The 15,137-nt window shown below is 71.0% G+C and carries 15 protein-coding genes and 1 pseudogene; 8 read left to right on the top strand and 8 right to left on the bottom strand.

From position 1 onward, the window contains the following. Positions 1 to 40 precede the first annotated feature (40 nt). From ACZ8ZB_RS03415 to ACZ8ZB_RS03405, 3 genes are all read right to left on the bottom strand, one after another. Positions 41 to 811: an ANTAR domain-containing protein gene (locus ACZ8ZB_RS03415; protein ID WP_470736228.1), complete on the bottom strand. Its 771-nt coding sequence runs from the start codon at positions 809 to 811 to the stop codon at positions 41 to 43. A gap of 109 nt (positions 812 to 920) precedes the next feature. Then, the gene (locus ACZ8ZB_RS03410) at positions 921 to 1,364 is read right to left on the bottom strand and encodes a hypothetical protein (protein ID WP_470736227.1); all 444 of its coding nucleotides are present in this window, start codon (positions 1,362 to 1,364) and stop codon (positions 921 to 923) included. Positions 1,365 to 1,864: 500 nt separating this feature from the next. Further along, a complete protein-coding gene (locus tag ACZ8ZB_RS03405; RefSeq protein ID WP_470736226.1) occupies positions 1,865 to 2,830 on the bottom strand; it encodes a helix-turn-helix transcriptional regulator in 966 nt (321 codons plus the stop codon). Positions 2,831 to 2,893: 63 nt separating this feature from the next. On the opposite strand from ACZ8ZB_RS03405, the gene ACZ8ZB_RS03400 reads away from it, so the two are divergent. After that, entirely contained in the window at positions 2,894 to 3,280 is a 387-nt protein-coding gene (locus tag ACZ8ZB_RS03400) for a VOC family protein (RefSeq protein WP_470736225.1), read from the top strand. 116 nt (positions 3,281 to 3,396) lie between these two features. Here the strand turns inward: ACZ8ZB_RS03400 and ACZ8ZB_RS03395 are convergent, their stop codons facing one another. From ACZ8ZB_RS03395 to ACZ8ZB_RS03380, 4 genes are all read right to left on the bottom strand, one after another. After that, positions 3,397 to 4,224, bottom strand: coding sequence for an SDR family NAD(P)-dependent oxidoreductase (locus ACZ8ZB_RS03395; RefSeq protein ID WP_470736224.1), 828 nt, complete (start codon positions 4,222 to 4,224; stop codon positions 3,397 to 3,399). Positions 4,225 to 4,521: 297 nt separating this feature from the next. After that, positions 4,522 to 5,415, bottom strand: coding sequence for a glycogen/starch synthase (locus ACZ8ZB_RS03390; protein WP_470736223.1), 894 nt, complete (start codon positions 5,413 to 5,415; stop codon positions 4,522 to 4,524). 13 nt (positions 5,416 to 5,428) lie between these two features. Continuing rightward, positions 5,429 to 6,352 (bottom strand): carbohydrate kinase family protein, encoded by a 924-nt coding sequence (locus ACZ8ZB_RS03385; RefSeq protein ID WP_470736222.1) that lies wholly within the window; start codon positions 6,350 to 6,352, stop codon positions 5,429 to 5,431. Further along, positions 6,349 to 7,128, bottom strand: a complete 780-nt coding sequence (locus tag ACZ8ZB_RS03380; RefSeq protein WP_470741411.1) for a sugar phosphate nucleotidyltransferase — start codon at positions 7,126 to 7,128, stop codon at positions 6,349 to 6,351. Before ACZ8ZB_RS03380 ends, ACZ8ZB_RS03385 begins: the two co-directional genes overlap by 4 nt. A gap of 501 nt (positions 7,129 to 7,629) precedes the next feature. On the opposite strand from ACZ8ZB_RS03380, the gene ACZ8ZB_RS03375 reads away from it, so the two are divergent. Continuing rightward, positions 7,630 to 8,577, top strand: coding sequence for a tyrosine-type recombinase/integrase (locus ACZ8ZB_RS03375; RefSeq protein ID WP_470736221.1), 948 nt, complete (start codon positions 7,630 to 7,632; stop codon positions 8,575 to 8,577). Then, complete coding sequence (locus ACZ8ZB_RS03370; RefSeq protein WP_470736220.1) at positions 8,565 to 8,765, top strand: hypothetical protein; 201 nt, start codon at positions 8,565 to 8,567, stop codon at positions 8,763 to 8,765. The genes ACZ8ZB_RS03375 and ACZ8ZB_RS03370 overlap by 13 nt, the downstream gene beginning before the upstream one ends. Positions 8,766 to 9,553: 788 nt before the next feature. On the opposite strand, the pseudogene ACZ8ZB_RS03365 reads toward ACZ8ZB_RS03370, so the two are convergent. After that, a pseudogene (locus tag ACZ8ZB_RS03365) lies at positions 9,554 to 9,775 on the bottom strand (thiamine pyrophosphate-requiring protein); the annotation flags it as partial. Between the two features lie 381 nt (positions 9,776 to 10,156). Here ACZ8ZB_RS03365 and ACZ8ZB_RS03360 point away from each other — a divergent pair. From ACZ8ZB_RS03360 to ACZ8ZB_RS03340, 5 genes are all read left to right on the top strand, one after another. Then, positions 10,157 to 10,720, top strand: coding sequence for a hemerythrin domain-containing protein (locus tag ACZ8ZB_RS03360; RefSeq protein ID WP_470736219.1), 564 nt, complete (start codon positions 10,157 to 10,159; stop codon positions 10,718 to 10,720). A 478-nt stretch (positions 10,721 to 11,198) separates the two neighbouring features. Further along, complete coding sequence (locus tag ACZ8ZB_RS03355) at positions 11,199 to 12,245, top strand: glucose 1-dehydrogenase (RefSeq protein ID WP_470736218.1); 1,047 nt, start codon at positions 11,199 to 11,201, stop codon at positions 12,243 to 12,245. A 27-nt stretch (positions 12,246 to 12,272) separates the two neighbouring features. Further along, positions 12,273 to 12,782, top strand: coding sequence for a gluconokinase (locus ACZ8ZB_RS03350; protein WP_470736217.1), 510 nt, complete (start codon positions 12,273 to 12,275; stop codon positions 12,780 to 12,782). Between the two features lie 698 nt (positions 12,783 to 13,480). Next, on the top strand, positions 13,481 to 13,933 hold the full coding sequence (locus ACZ8ZB_RS03345) for a DUF4383 domain-containing protein (RefSeq protein ID WP_352379498.1): 453 nt from the start codon (positions 13,481 to 13,483) through the stop codon (positions 13,931 to 13,933). 863 nt (positions 13,934 to 14,796) lie between these two features. Further along, positions 14,797 to 15,105 (top strand): hypothetical protein, encoded by a 309-nt coding sequence (locus ACZ8ZB_RS03340; protein ID WP_470736216.1) that lies wholly within the window; start codon positions 14,797 to 14,799, stop codon positions 15,103 to 15,105. Positions 15,106 to 15,137 lie beyond the last annotated feature (32 nt).

The raw sequence follows: 15,137 nt of genomic DNA, 5'->3' as shown, positions 1-15,137 counted from the left end.
GGGGACCGGGTCCCACGCGCCGGTGGACCGGGCGGCGACGTCACCACGTCGAGGGCAGCAGCGGAGCGGAAGCCCCGGCGGCCGCGTGGTGCACGAGTGCGGCCGCGATCTCGCGGAGTTTGACATTGGTGCGCTGGGAGATCCCGACCAGGATCTGGAAGGCGTCGTCCGGAGCACAGCGGCGCTCGGCCTGGACGATCCCGATGGCCTGGTCGATCACCGCACGCGAGGTGAGTGCCTGGCGCAGCTGACCGACCTCGTTCTCCAGGCGTTCCAGCCGGTCGCGTACCCCGTCGGCGTGGGCGAGATAGCGGACGAACCGGGTCTGCGCTTCGGCGTTGTGCGCCGTGGGGGTTTCGGCGCGTTCGTAGGCCCGGCGGATCCGCCGCAGCTCCCTGTGGACGTCGGTCACGTCCTCCACCTGGTGCACGACCCCCACCAGGGCGCCCTCGGGGTCGAGGACCGGACTGTTGACCGGGCTCCAGAACTTCTCCGTGAAGCCGGTGGGAGAATCCTTCCACGGTATGTCGTACTTCTGGACGGGCATGGTGTCGGGTACGCGGTCCTGCATGACGCGCCGCAGCGACATGCCGAGTCTCGCCACGCCGTCCGCGTGGGGGTCGTGCGGGTTGTCCGGGAACGCCTCGAACATGTGCAGGCCCGCCAACTCGTCCCGTTCCCGCCGTGTGACCTGCTCGTAGGCGTGGTTCACGCTCTGGATCCGCAGATCTGTGCGCAGGATCACCATGGGGGCGGGCGAACCGAGGAAGGCGGCTTCGAAATCAACGGTGGGGGGTACGGGCGTGGGCATGGCACCGCTTGTACCCGATGTCAGGATATCGACGCTCGGCGGAGCCGGGGACACGTCACACCGGGACGTCGCCGGCCGGGACCCGGCACGGCCGGTTCCGGCGGGGGAGTCAGAGGTCGGCGCAGATTCCGCGGGCCTCGGCCAGCTCCTTCCTCACCTCGGCGTCGACCTCGAAGACCTGACGGTGGCGGTTGTGCGCCCGGGTGATGGCCTCGGCGAGCGGCTCGTACGAGGAGTCGCCCGCGGCGGCGGCCGTGGCCAGGTCGAAGGCGCCCGCGAAGCGGTACAGCGCCTGCTCGCGTTCCTGTTCGCTCGCCTTGCTCTTCGGGACGAGCTTCGATTCGTCCACACCGGCCAGCGCATCGCACGCGCCTCGGGCATCGCCGTCGGCGCTGCTGTCGGTGTCCGGCGTACCACCGGTCAGCGCCCAGGCCACGCCTACGCCCGCGCCGCCCACCAGCAGTCCGACCAGCAGGGCGGTCACCAGCGGACCCCGGCTGCGAGGCGGCGGGGCGGACGGGGCGGGGGCCTGGTACGGCTGCTGTGCCTGCATGCTCATGACCATAGCGGGCTGTTCGTCCCAGTGCTCCGGCGGGTCATCGGCCGGCTCCCGGCACCGGCTTCGGGCCGTGACGGCCCGGGGCCTGTCCGGCTCGGCTGCCGATATCCCGACAGACGGGCGGCTGCCGCGCCCACTTCTCGGCCAGGGCTCGCTCCTCGTCGATGAGGCGGCCGAAACAGGCCTCCTCGGCGGCAGGGCCCGCCCCGGACCTGGTTCGCGGGCCATCGGGCAGGCGAGGTGGACGCCCGACCGCAGCGCCCTGTGGGCTGCGCGCCCGAACCGCCCGACGGCTCGATTCCGCCGGGCGGAGGGGTCGGCCACTGGCTGCGTCGGACATCGGCGCGCCCCGGACACGGGCCGCACGGACCGGTCCCAGCCTGCGGAAGAGCCCACCTCCTCGGAATCGCGCCTGCTCCCGGCGGAATCGGGCCAAGGTGAGCCGGCCGGAGGCGGCGGGTGCGGCGGAAACCTCGTACCCGGTGCGACGCCCGCTACCGGGACCGACTGTCCTCGTTGTCCTCGAGCAGGTTTCGGGTGCGGCGCAGCAGCGCCTCCCGTACGGCGTCCGGCGACAGGACGCGTAGCCTGGCGCCCAGGCCGAGGAGGTATGTGACGAGCTGGTCGGCGTCGTTACCGCCGATTTCGACGACGGTGGTGTCGGGGCCGTCCGGACGATGGGTGCCGATCGCGGGTGGGACCAGCCGTAGCGCCTGGTCCATGGGGTGCGCCAGCCGGACTGTGACATAGAGCGGGTACACGACACCCGCGATGGACCGGGAGACGAGGAGCGCCGGGTCGGGCGGGTCGACGAGTTCGACGGTGCGTCCGGTCGGTTGTACCCGTACCACCCGGTCGGCCCGGAAGGTGCGCCACTGTTCCCGGGCGATGTCCCGGGCGACGAAGTACCAGCGGCGGCCTGTGTGTACCAGGCGATAGGGAGCGACGTTCCGGACCGTGTCCTTCCCCGCGTGGTCCCGGTACGACAGGCGGGTGAGCTCGCCACGACAGCAGACGGCGGCCAGTTCCAGCAGCACGCCGGGTGAGATCTGACGGCCTTCGGATCTGGGAGTGTGCACGAAGGTCGCATCCATCCTCCCCAGCCGGTCCGCGATCCGGGGCGGCAGGGCCTGCCGTAGTTTCAACAGCGCCGACAGCGCGGCCTGGTCGCTGCCCAGGACGCCGCTGAGCGCGGCCTCCCGCAGTGCGACGGCCACGGCGAACGCCTCCTCGTCGTCGAGGATCAGCGGCGGCACCCGGGTGCCGCCGCCGAGGCGGTAGCCGCCCCAGGGCCCGGGATCGGACTCGATGCCGTAGCCGAGTTCCCGCAGCCGGGCGATGTCTCGCCGGACCGTGCGGTCGGTGACCGCCGTACGCTCGGCCAGCTCGCGGCAGGTCCACGTCGGTCGAGTGGACAGCAACGAGACCAGTCGCAGCAGGCGGGCGGAGGTGCTGATCACATCCCGAAGTGTTCCCCATGACCAGGACCGGAGCTGTCCTGGTTCGGTCATAGCGTCTTCCCCATGAGTACCGAACTCGCATCCGAACCCGCGATCCGCTTGCTGTCCGTCGACTTCGACTGCCCGGACCCCGCCGAGCTGGCCCGCTTCTACGGCAACGCGCTCGGCCTGCCCGTCGTCTGCTCCAGCGACGACTTCGTGCTGCTCGGCCGGGAGAATTCACCCGGACTGGGCTTTATCCGGGTGGCCGACTATCGTCCTCCGACCTGGCCGGACCCGTCCCGGGGCAAGCAGGCTCACATGGAACTGGGCGTCGACGATCTGGACGCCGCCCACGCACGGATGCTGGAACTGGGCGCCGTGGAACCCCCTGTCCAACCGCACCCCGATCAGCGAAGGGTCCTGTTGGACCCCGCAGGCCATCCCTTCTGCATCTCCACGCAGGACTGAGCATCACCGGCCGGCCGACGACCGCGACCGCGAGCCCGCGCGAAGTGGAGAACTCGCCGTCGCCCTCAGCTTGTTCTTCGCCTTCCGGTCGTGAACGGCGTCTCGGACCGGGTCACTCACCCGGGTGGCCGGGGGCCGGGTCGGCTCCCGCCCCGGCGGGCCGCCGTGCGGATCGCCAGCTCGGCCTCTGCCAGACCGTCGATCAGGGCCGTGTCCTCAAGCCCCGGTACGCACACCACCTCGCCGGTGTCGAGCGCGGCCAGTGACGCGTCGACGACCTGGTCCACGGGCATGCCGCCGTCCTCGTGCACGGACTGCTCCCGTCCCGGGACGGGAGCGTCACCGCGCGACCGATGGAACTCGGTGGCGGTCAGCCCGGGGCACAGCACCTGGATCCGCAGCGGTGTGCCGGCCAGTTCGGCGGCGAGCGTGCGGGTGAAGGTGACCACGTAGCCCTTGGTGCCGCCGTACACCGCGCGCTCGGGCAGTGGGCGGGGCGGCAGCGCGCCCGCGAAGGCCAGCTGCGAGGCCACGTTGACCAGGGTGCCGCGCCCGCGTTCCAGCATGGCCGGGACCGCGGCCCGCGTGAGCGCGGTGACGGCGAGGACGTTGACGTCGAGGATCTTCGTCATGAGTCCCGGTTCGAGTCCGGCGAACGGGCCGTAACCGTTGATCCCCGCGTTGTTGAGGAGGAACCCGATGTCGTCGCCCGCCGCGCGCCGCGCCACCCCTGCCAGGTCGTCGGGGTCGGACAGGTCGGCCACGAGGGTCTCCACCACGGTCCCCGTCGCCTCGCGCAGTCGCCGCGCGAGGTCGTCGAGTCGCTGCGCCCTTCTGGCCACGAGGACGGTGTCCCACCCGTGGGAGGCCAGTCGCCCGGCGTAGGCCGCGCCGATGCCGGAGGAGGCTCCCGTCACCAGGGCCGTGTCACGTCGTGTGCTCACCGGTGTGCCGCCTTTCGCGCAAGCGGTACGTGAAGGTCGTGATCGGTGACGGGTACCCCGGGCAAAAGCCCCGTACCTGAAGTAAACGGCCTGGGTGCGGCTGCACAGGGCACCGCCCCGCGCCCGGCGGTGGGACCGCGGACGGGGAGGAGGGACGGGTCCCCGACGTGGCACCCGGTGACGGAGCGGCGTCCCCACTCGTCCCGGGACGACGAGCGGCCGGGAACGCCGCGGGGCGCCCGTGAAGGGTGCGCGCACCGCACCGCCCCCGACCACGAGCGGGAAGGGCCGTGGGGCTCAGCGTGCCGCTGCGAACGCCGGGGCCAGGTACCGGGCGCCCTCCCGCACGCCCCGGACGGTGGTCGTCCCGGTGGCCGGCAGCCGGGCGAGCAGGGAACCGGTCAGGCACGCGTTCTCCGGCCGGGAGGCGTACCGCGTGGCCGCCCGCGGCACCGGCACGACCAGGTGCGCGGGCGCCCCCAGCGTCTCGGCCCGCACGATCAGCTCACGGTGCTCGGTACGGGCGGCGGGCGACAGCGCCTCCAGCCAGCCCCGCTCGACCGGCTCGCCGGCCGGCGGCTGCGCGCGCTCGCCGCGCAGCAGACGCTCGCAGGCGGCCGGGCGCAGGTCCGCGCTGCGGGCCCAGCCGAACGAGCGGCCCAGGCGCCGGGCGTTGCCCGAGAGGCGGGCGTGGGTGTCGGGTGCCGTGCGGAAGACCGTCACGGTCTCGCGTATTCGCTCGGCGAGGGTCCGGGCCAGCCCCGGGTCGTCGTCGCGGAAGGAACCGGGCACGGAGAACCCCAGGTCCCGGCCCTCGAAGGCCGGAGGCGGATAGAGCCGGTCCGGCAGCAGGTCCAGGAAGGCGTCGGACAGCAGGTGGACGTCCACGCCGTCCAGGCGTAACAGGTGGGCGCGGGTGTCGAGGGCGAGAGCGGTCCCGGCGGGCCGGCCGGGCCACACCTTGGGGTCGAGCACCGGCGGCACCGCGTGCTCGTCGCGGTAGTCGAGTTCCCCGACGTCGAACCGCTCCCGCAGGGCCTGGAGGTGACCGTGCGCGGGCGTGACCAGCGAGACGCGGTGGCCGCGTGCGGCGTACTCGCGGGACAGGTTCCACACGAGCGGGGACAGCCCGCCGCGCATCAGCCGGTTGTCGAAGCCGCCGCACTCGAAGGAGAAGGTGACGATGTGCACGCGCAGGGCTCCTTCACTCCGCCGCGGCCCGTGCACGGGCACAGGCCGCGCGCAGGCCGGGCAGGTCGATGAACTCGGTGTGGGTGCCGGCGGCGCCGCAGGCGAAGGCCCCGGACACCGATCCGGCCAGGACGCACTCCTCCACCGGCCGCCCCTCGAAGCGGGCGTGGAGGAACGCGGTGACGAAGGCGTCGCCGGCCCCGTTGGAATCGACGACCGGCCGCTCCGGCCGCACGGCCGGGAAGTGGCGCACCTCCGCCTCCCCCCGCGCGAGCACATGGCAGCCGTCCGCTCCGTCGGTGGCCACGACGAGGCGGGCCCGGCCCTCGTCGACGATGCCGTGCAGGACCTCCCGAAGCCGGTCGCGGACGGCCGCGGCGCTCATGAAGACGTAGTCGGAGGCGAGGGCGTAGGTGCGGTGGTGGGGGTTGACGCCGTCCCAGTCGTGCAGGTCGGTGGAGCTGGTCACCCCGAGCCGGTGGACGTCCTCGTACAGGTCGCGGTTGTGCCCCACGATGGAGAGGTGGACATGGCGCGCCCGCTCCAGGTGGGGCAGCCAGAAGGCGCGCGGCAGCCGGAGGTCCGCGGGGTGCCGGGAGTCGTAGAAGGAGAAGCGGCGGCCCTGCGCGTCGACCAGGTTGACGCCGCGCGGAGTGCCGTGCGGGGACACCACGTGGCTGAAGTCGAGACCGCGCTCGGCGTACGCCGCGAGCACGGCGTGTCCCTGGGGATCGTCGCCGAGGAAGTCGATGAACTTGGTGACGAGGCCCAGGGCGTGCCAGCCCAGCGCCACGCCGTTGCCGGTGTGCGCCACGTAGTCGTACACCGGCGGCACGTGCAGCGAGTCGCCCGGGGGGACCTCCAGTTTCTCGACGCGGACGACGGTGTCCACGCCGACTCCGCCGATCACCAGGACGTCGTAGGGGGACGGGGTCATGTTCGGGTTCCTTCCGTGCCGGCCGCGGTGTCCTCGACCCGCTGCACCTGTCCGTTCTCCAGGACCACCGCCGAGCCGACGTCCTGGCCGGGGCCGACCGTGGCACCGGGCAGCAGCACACTGCGCCGGATCCGGGCGCCCGCCCCGACGGTGACGCCGGGGAAGAGCACGCTGTGCTCCACCCGGCCGTCGTTGACGAGGTCCGCCGGGACCAATGAGGCGACCACGCCCGGGGAGTCGGCCACCCAGCCGCGGTCCACCCCGGGCCGGACGGTCCTGGGCATCCGTTCGACCGGGAGTCCGGCCCGCGGCCCGCCGGCCGCGAGCATCAGGTGCGCCCGGTGGTAGCGCTCCACGGTGCCGATGTCCTCCCAGTGGCCGACGACCTCGTGACCGCGGATGTCCTCACCGCCCGCGAGCATCGCGGGGATGACGTCCCGGCTGATGTCGTGCTGCCAGCCGGCGCCGTCCAGCTCCTCAAGGTAGCGGTGCAGCACCGCGGCGTCGAAGACGCGGAAAGCGGCGAACACCAGGTCGCCGGTCGGTTCGGCGGGCTTCTCCACGAACTCGGTGAGCCGGCCCGCCCGGTCGAAGCGGACCATCCCGAACAGGTGGACCCGGCGCCGCTCGATCCGCTGGTGGGCGACGGTCAGGGCGGCGCCGGAGGCCCGGTGGTCCGCGATCAGCGGCCGGTGGTCGAAACGGCAGACGTGGTCCGCGTGCAGCACCAGGACCTGCTCGCGGTCACCGCCGAAGACGTGCCCGGCCTCGCGGATCAGGCGCGCGGGCCTGGATGGACTAAGGCATGACGGCCCTACTGTTCGAGCGGCCCGGGTTGCTCTTGGTCGGCCCGGACCGTCCTTACCCGGGGATCAGGCGTGGGCCGTCGCCACGGTGGGGTCCGCGAGAATGGGCGAAGCCCTCCTCCGGTCACCTGACGAGGTGCCGGAAAAATTAGCGAGTGGTCAGCACGAGTCCTGAAGAACCTGGGGGCGGATGCCCGGACATGCGACTCGTTGTAGGGTGTCGAAACAGCCCTTGACCTGCGAAAACGCAGGCAGGGAGCCTACTTTTGGGAGTGCTCCGATGTTGCGTACGATGTTCAAGTCCAAGATCTAGCATCTGGGCGTTTTTGCAGGTCAGAGGCGTAACGGGGCCGCTCAGGTCAGCAAATGGTCAGCATCGGGTGCGAGGGCGTCCTGGCTTGCTGACCTGGTGACCGCCGCGGCGCGGTGCCTGGGCGCAGATGCCCGGCTCCCGCTCGGAAGGTGCGTCACGTGGCTCGTCAGCTCGCCCGCGGTATGGGCTCGTTCTTCAAGGACTGCAGCTGTGCCCGGCCGACCCGGTGCCCGCACCCGTACATGATCCGCTTCCGCAACGGTCTGGGGAAGCAGGTCGAGGAGGGCGGCTTCGACACGCAGGATGACGCGATCGAACGCCTCACGCAGATCTACGCGGAGAAGAAGCGCACGGAGCCGTCCGTCGCGGAAGCGCGCCGGGAGCTGGGGCAGGAGACGGTCGCGGAATACGCGAAGCAGTGGCTGCCCCGCCAGCGCCGGATGACCGCATACTCCACGGGCGAGCACGTCAACAGCTCCATCAACGTCCATATCATTCCGCGCCTGGGGTCACGGAAGCTGGTATCCGTAACTCCCATCGTGATGGAGCGTTTCCTGGAGGAGTTGGAGGCCGACGGCGTCGGCCGGGGCAATCAGGTCACCATCCTGCGCACGCTCAAGGCGATTCTGCGAGACGCCTACGACAAGGGAGCGATGGCGGATAACCCGGTCAAGGGAGTGCAGGAGCCGGAGTACGCGCGCCAGAGGGTGGTCATTCCGGACCTGGCCTATCTGAAGCAGGCTCTGGCTGTCGCGGGTGACGACCTTGCCCTGGAGATAGTGATGATGGCGGGTTGTGAACTGCGCAACGGCGAAGCCCGGGCCGTGAACGTCAACAACGTGGTGGCGGACGGCGTGTACCGGGTGCACGAGCAGATCCACTCCAACACGCACCGGCCCGCGAAGCTAAAGCACCGCAGGGTGAGGGGGTTCCGGGAGGTGCCACTGCCCCGCTCGGTACGAGAGGCGATCGAACACCATGAGGCAAAGCACGGCGCGACGCTGGAGGGGTATCTGCTGCGGGGCCGAGCGGGTACTACACGGAGCCGATGGAACGCCGGCGCTTCCGCGCACTCTTCGAGAAGCTGCCCGTCGTGGACGGGATAGGGATGTACGGCTTCCGGCACTACTTCGCCTCCAACGCGCTGGGCAGTGGCATCCCGATCACCGACGTGGCCGAGTGGATGGGACGCAAGTCGATCGAGGAGACGTACCGCACCTACCGGCACCTGATGCCGGGGAGCATCACCAAGGCGGCGCGCGTGTTGGACGCCGGTCTGTGGGATGCGGCCTGAGGCCGCAGCGAAGCCTGACAAAATTGCCCTCCGGTTCGGGCTGCAACAGCACCACGTGGCACAGGTTGTAGGGGCCGTCCGTGGGCGTCCAGGCCAGTCCAGGATGAGCGCATAATGCCAGCTCAGGGCATTCTGGCCCCAGAGGGCCCGCCCAGTTCGTGACAGGTGTGTGACAGCTGGTGATACGGCGAGGCCCCGTCGGGAACCATCCCGACGGGGCCTCTGTGTGGGGGACTGCAAAGGAGTACGGCGTCTGCCATGGAACCACTGTCCTCGGACTCTTCACTCTCGAGCGTCCGGAGCCAAGTTGCCGAGCGCAGTCGGGCCCAGCCTGAACTCGCGTTCGCTCCAGCTCGCGGAAAGTGCTTTGTCTCAGCAATGACTTGGACGAGTCGCTCGACCGTCCAGTGAGCCGTCTGAGCACCGTAGGCCGACGTGGTGCCGGACTGAACGGGGCGCGGTGTACTGACGGTGTCGTCTTGACCCGGTCGGGTGCACGACGGAGTCGTCCGCCCGCGAATCCCCTGCGTACCGGCCGGTGGAAGCCCCGTTTCTTCGGCGCGTGGCGGCGAGCTGGTCGATCTGTGCGTAGCCGGTGCGCAGCAGAAGATGCGGAGGCGGCCGTATGGGCCTTGCGGCCGTGGTACTCGTCCTCGCTGCACATGGTGGCGTCCCAGGCGAGGGCGGCGTCCCCGCCGGAAGGTCGGTGGGGACGCGGTACACGGAGACGGACAGGTGCTCCACGGCAGGTCCGTCGTGGAGTGGACGAGCCGATGGCACCGGGTGGGTCACTTGTTCCCTTCGGTGCTGTCGTGCGGCCCGGCGCCGGGGCGGTCACCGCGGTGCCGGCCGCCCGGCAGCATCTCCTGGACCTTGGCCTTGAGCCCCTGCTTCACCATGGAGCCGCGGTCGCTGTCCCCCTTGAGGATCGCGGTGGCCGCGGCCTCGATCTGGTCCAGCGAGGCGTGCGGCGGGATGGGAGGGACGGCCGGGTCGGTGCGGAATGCGACACGTCGCGGTGAAACCGCTAGCTGCCTCACGGACTTCGACCCCTCTGCCGACATGGTCCACGCGCTGGACACCTTCCTCCAACGGACCACGCGAGTGGTCGCGACCACGCGGACCTTCGGCTCCGGCCATGGACCGTGGCTTTGATATCGGCCGTCGGAGTGAAATGGCGGGTTGTGCGACGTCACCGGCGTGTCGCGTGGCACTCATCCCTTGCCGGGCGCCGAGGGAAGCGCCTTTCCGCCTGTTCTGCTCGGTGGCGGTGTGCGGAGGGCGGTGACGCCGCGGTGGCCGGACGTCGCACGAGACGCGGACGGCCTCGCCATAAGGCGACGAAGCCAGGAATCCACGCCGCGCCGGGAACCGAGATGGAGAGGCCGACCATGGGACATGGCGGAAACGTCATTCAGGAACTGACCACGGACCACCGCGAGGTGGACTCACTCTTCGAACAGATCGAGGCGCTGCCCACGGGTGAGCAGCGACGGCGCGAACTGGCGGACGAATTGACGAGGGAGCTGGTGCGGCACTCGGTGGCGGAAGAGGAACACCTGTACCCGACGGTGCGTCGTTACGTCGACGGGGGCGACGATCTGGCCGACAAGGAGATCGCCGACCACAGCGAAGTCGAGCGCATGCTCAAGGAGCTCGAAGGCTGTGAGCCCGGTGACGGCCGGTTCGACACCTTGATCACGCAGCTGAGGACGTCCGTCACCGAACACGTCGCCGACGAGGAGAACCGGCTGTTCCCCCTGCTGGCCGACGTCTGTTCCGCCGATGCCCTGCGGGAGCTGGGCGAGAAGGTGCGGATGGCCAAGGAGACCGCGCCCACCCGCCCGCACCCCGCCGCGCCCGACACGCCGCCCGCCAACAAGCTCCTCGCCCCGGGCACCGGCATGGTCGACCGGCTGCGCGACGCGCTCACCGGCCGCGGCCGACAGGACTGAAGGCTCACCGGACCGTGTCCGCCGTACCCGTCGCACGAGGGGAATGCGGCATGCCGGGAACGTGCTCAGCTCCTGACCGGAGCAGCGCACAGGGCGCCTGCGCGTCGGCTTGCGCGGGTGGGACGCCCTTGGCCTGCGGCCCCTTCGTGCTCGCCCGGCGCGGACGGTCTCGTCGGAGTCGCCGAGCCGCTGCCCCTCCCGGCGAACAGATTCAGCTCCGCGTCGGCCGAATCCACAGCGGCTGGTGGACCGTTGAGCATGATGTGTTGTGTTCGGACCGGGCACCCTGACGTGGATCCCGGTAGCGGGGAGGGCGCCCGGGGAGGCGAGTCTCCGTATCCGGAGGAGTTCAGGAAGGATGCGGCCGCGTGGCTGGTGCTGAAAAGGTCCGAGCGGGACACCCGTGAAGCCGAGGCGGACGGCAGGCAGTGGCGCGCACGGCATGAGGCGCCGCGTGGTGTGAGGGGCGAGGTGGGCGATGCGTGCACTGACCGTGCGGCCCGGCGAGAAGGATTCCCTGGAGGTGTGGGAGGTGCCCGACCCCGTCCCCGCGGACGGCGAGCTGCTGGTGCGGGGCCTGGCGGTGGGGGTGTGCGGAACGGACAGGGAGATCGCCCGGGGCGAGTACGGTTGGGCCCCGCCGGGCCGTGAGCGGCTGGTGCTGGGGCACGAGTCCCTCGGACGGGTGCGACAGGCACCGCCCGGCAGCGGGTTCTCGGCCGGTGACCTCGTCGTCGGGGTGGTGCGCCGACCGGACCCCGAACCGTGCGGGGCCTGCGCCCGCGGGGAGTTCGACATGTGCCGCAACGGGCGCTACACCGAACGCGGTATCAAGGAGATCGACGGTTACGGCGCACAGGCGTGGTGCGTGGAAGCCGGCTACGCGGTGAAGCTGGACCCGCGTCTGGAACGCGTCGGTGCGCTCATGGAACCGGCCACCGTGGTGGCGAAGGCGTGGGAGCAGGTCGAGCGTGTCGGTGGCCGTTCGTGGTTCGAGCCGCGTCGCGCCCTGGTGACGGGAGCGGGGCCCATCGGGCTGCTCGCCGCGCTGCTGGGGGTACAGCGCGGGCTGGAGGTGCATGTCCTCGACCGGGTGACCGAAGGAGTCAAACCCGCGCTGGTAGGGGAATTGGGCGCGACCTACCACGCGGAGGACGCCGAGCGGGTCGTCTCCGCCGTGCGCCCGGACGTCGTCATCGAAGCCACGGGCGCGAACGAGCCCGTCCTCGCCTCGCTGACGGGCACCGCAGCCTACGGAGTGGTGTGCCTGACCGGTGTGTCACCCGCCGGCCGCAGGATGACCGTGGACGCGGGGGCCCTCAACCGGGAGATCGTGCTGCAGAACGACGCGGTGGTGGGCTCGGTCAACGCCAACCTGCGGCACTACCGCCAGGCCGCCGGGGCGCTGGCACGGGCCGACAGGTCGTGGCTCGAGCGCCTGATCACCCGGCGGGTGCCGCTGGAGCGCGCGATGGAGGCGTTCGCACCGCGACCCGACGACGTCAAGGTGGTCATCGAGCTGTAGGCGGCACGGTACGAAGGAAGGTCCTGGATGTCTCGTCAGACTGCTCCCCTGGTCGTCGTCATGGGCGTGTCGGGTTCGGGGAAGACCACGGTGGGCCGGCTGCTGGCACGGCACCTCGATGTCCCTTACGCCGAGGGGGACGATTTCCACCCCGCGGCCAACGTGGCGAAGATGCGAGCGGGCCACCCGCTCGACGACGAGGACCGCCGTCCCTGGCTGGACGAGATCGCACGGTGGCTGGCCGGTCATGCGGACGGCGGAGGAGTGGTGACATGCTCGGCGCTCAAGCGCCACTACCGTGACCGGCTGACCTCCGCCGCACCGCGCGTCTTCTTCCTCCACCTCGACGGCTCGCCCGAGCTGATCGCCGCACGGATCACCGCGCGACAGGGCCATTTCATGCCGCCCGAGCTGCTCCGTACGCAGTTCGCCGACTTCGAGTCACTGGGCGACGACGAAGCGGGCTCGGCCATCCCGATCGACGGCACGCCGCAGGAGACGGCGGCTCTCGCTCGTGCCGCCGTCACCTCGACCTGACGCTCATGCCGCAGCCCGTCGGTGGTTCCGCCGTCAGGCACGACGACCTCTGGGCTCCAGCGGGGGACTGCTCCACCGCTACCTCCCCAGCGGTCACCGGACGGTCCGGAGCAGCCCGAGGGCGCTTTCGTCCGCGCGGCTTCCGGCGCATGGACCATCCGACAGGGCGGGGTCGCATCGACGCAGCCGCGAACTCTTCGCACAGCACTGCCCGTGACCGGCCCTCCCGGTCCGCTCCCGAGCGGAACGCCCTCGGCACAGGAGCATTCCTGGATGGCTTCCCCGAGCCCCCGCCACATCGCGGGCGCATAGCAGGCACCGTCGTACTCGATCGGGTCCGACGCGGCATCCGGCCCGAACCGCCCACCCGCGCATGGCTCCCCTGACGTGCCGGGCGAGCCACCCGTCGGCATCGACATCTCTGCGGTCACCCAACAGCCTGGCCGCCCGTCACCCGACTGGCCCAGGCGAGCGCAGCTGTTCTCTGCCGGTCCAGGGACGGGGAGCGATGGCGGCAGGCACTTCTCCGCTGCCGGAAGCTCGGCTTCCCTGCTCCGGGAGACAGGCGTGGCGCGGGAAGCCGAGAAGCAACGGCGCGCTGAAAGATGGAAGGTGGGGTAAACGGGCGGTAAAGAGGCAACCAGTGATCACGCTGCGCGGCTCCGGCCGTCCGCACCGTCGGAAGGAGCATCACCATCATGTCCACCCACCACACCACCCCCGCGGCCGGCCGGACCAGGGTCCAGCAGGCCGCGCTCGCCGTCGGAGCGGTATTCCTCCTGGTGGGCCTTCTCGGCTTCATTCCCGGTGTCACGACCGACTACGACACCATGGAGTTCGCCGAGCACCACTCCGAGGCCAAGCTCCTGGGACTTTTCCAGGTGTCGATCCTGCACAACATCGTCCACCTGCTGTTCGGCCTCGCCGGAATCGCCATGGCCCGCGCGGCTTCCACCGCCCGCACCTTCCTCATCGGCGGCGGTGTGATCTACCTGGTCCTGTGGATCTACGGGCTGATCATCGACCACGACAGCGCGGCGAACTTCGTGCCGGTCAACACGGCGGACAACTGGCTGCACTTCGTCCTGGGTGTCGGCATGATCGCCCTGGGCGTCCTTCTCACCCGCCGGACCGCGCCGACAGCCCGCTGATGCACAGCGGCTCGAGCCTGACGGCGAGGGGTGCCCGCGGACGGTGGTGAAGCCGTCCCACCGCCCTTCCCGCACCGTACGGATCTCGGCGTTCCTGCCGACGACTTGCTCACCGTGCGATGCCGCTTGGATTCCGCAGCGTCCGGTCGCCTCTGGTCGGTCTGGCCGACAGCCGGGGAAAGACAGAGCCGACACCTCGGTCCTGTCCGCCGCCGCACTCGCCGGAACATCCGCCCTGCTCCTGGTCTACGGGTGCCCCCGCCGTGGCCCGCCGGGCCGGAGCCCCGATCAGATCGGACATGGCTCAGAACGCCGACCACGCAGGAGGTTCCGGTACAGCCGGGCGCTCTTGAAGCAGGGAAGAGGCATTGCGACCCGCGCGGCCCGCAGCCATCAGCGTTTTCATGGGCGCCCGCAAGCGAACGCCACCGGACGACGAAGGACCGCAGTGACACCGTCGCCCGTACCACCGTGGCGCGCACGGACCGAACCCCTCCGCAGGATTTCGGTCCATCCGGCCGGTCGACGTCTCCGGCTTTGAGCGGGTGATACGCCCGTCTGCCACACCTGAGGTATTGATTTGCCGCGCCGCCGGGTGCCCCACGGCCGTCGACCGGGACAGGGCTCCTGGGACCGGGCAGGACGAGCCGAGTGCGTATCGGTGGGCCGAGAAGTTCGCGGAGGAGTTGGTGCGGTGCTGTTCCTGCCGGCCGCCCGCGCGGTGGTCGCGGTGGCCCTTCCGTGGTGGCGGCGGAGCCTCGGCCGTACGGTGTGGGCGGCGGCGGCCCTGGTGCCGCTGGCGACGGTGGTCTGGGCGGGCACGCGGGCCGCGCGTCCTGGACGGCGGGGAGTACCGGGAGACCTTGTCATGGGCCCTGTCGCTGGGACTGACGGTCGGCCTGCGGCTGGACGCGCTGGTCCTGCTGATGCTGTGGATCGTCGCCGGTGTCAGAGTCCTGGTCCTGCTGTACTGCCGGTACTACGTCGAGCAGGACGCCGCCCGTCAGGCCGCGCTGCTGCTGGCCTTCGCCGGAGCGATAACCGGCCTGGTCCCGGCCGACAACGTCTTCGTGCCGTACTGCCCGAGCTGCTCGCCGCCCCTCGCCCGTCGGCCGGCGCCACCACGCGCATCATCAGTCCCGGCATCCTCACCTCGGCCTCGGAGCCGCTGACCACGGCCCTCGCCGCTCTCCTCGTCACCGCC

Source organism: Streptomyces sp. 12E (assembly GCF_055633275.1).
The sequence above is the reverse complement of the archived record's forward strand: the minus strand, read 5'-3'. Positions and strand labels throughout refer to the sequence as shown.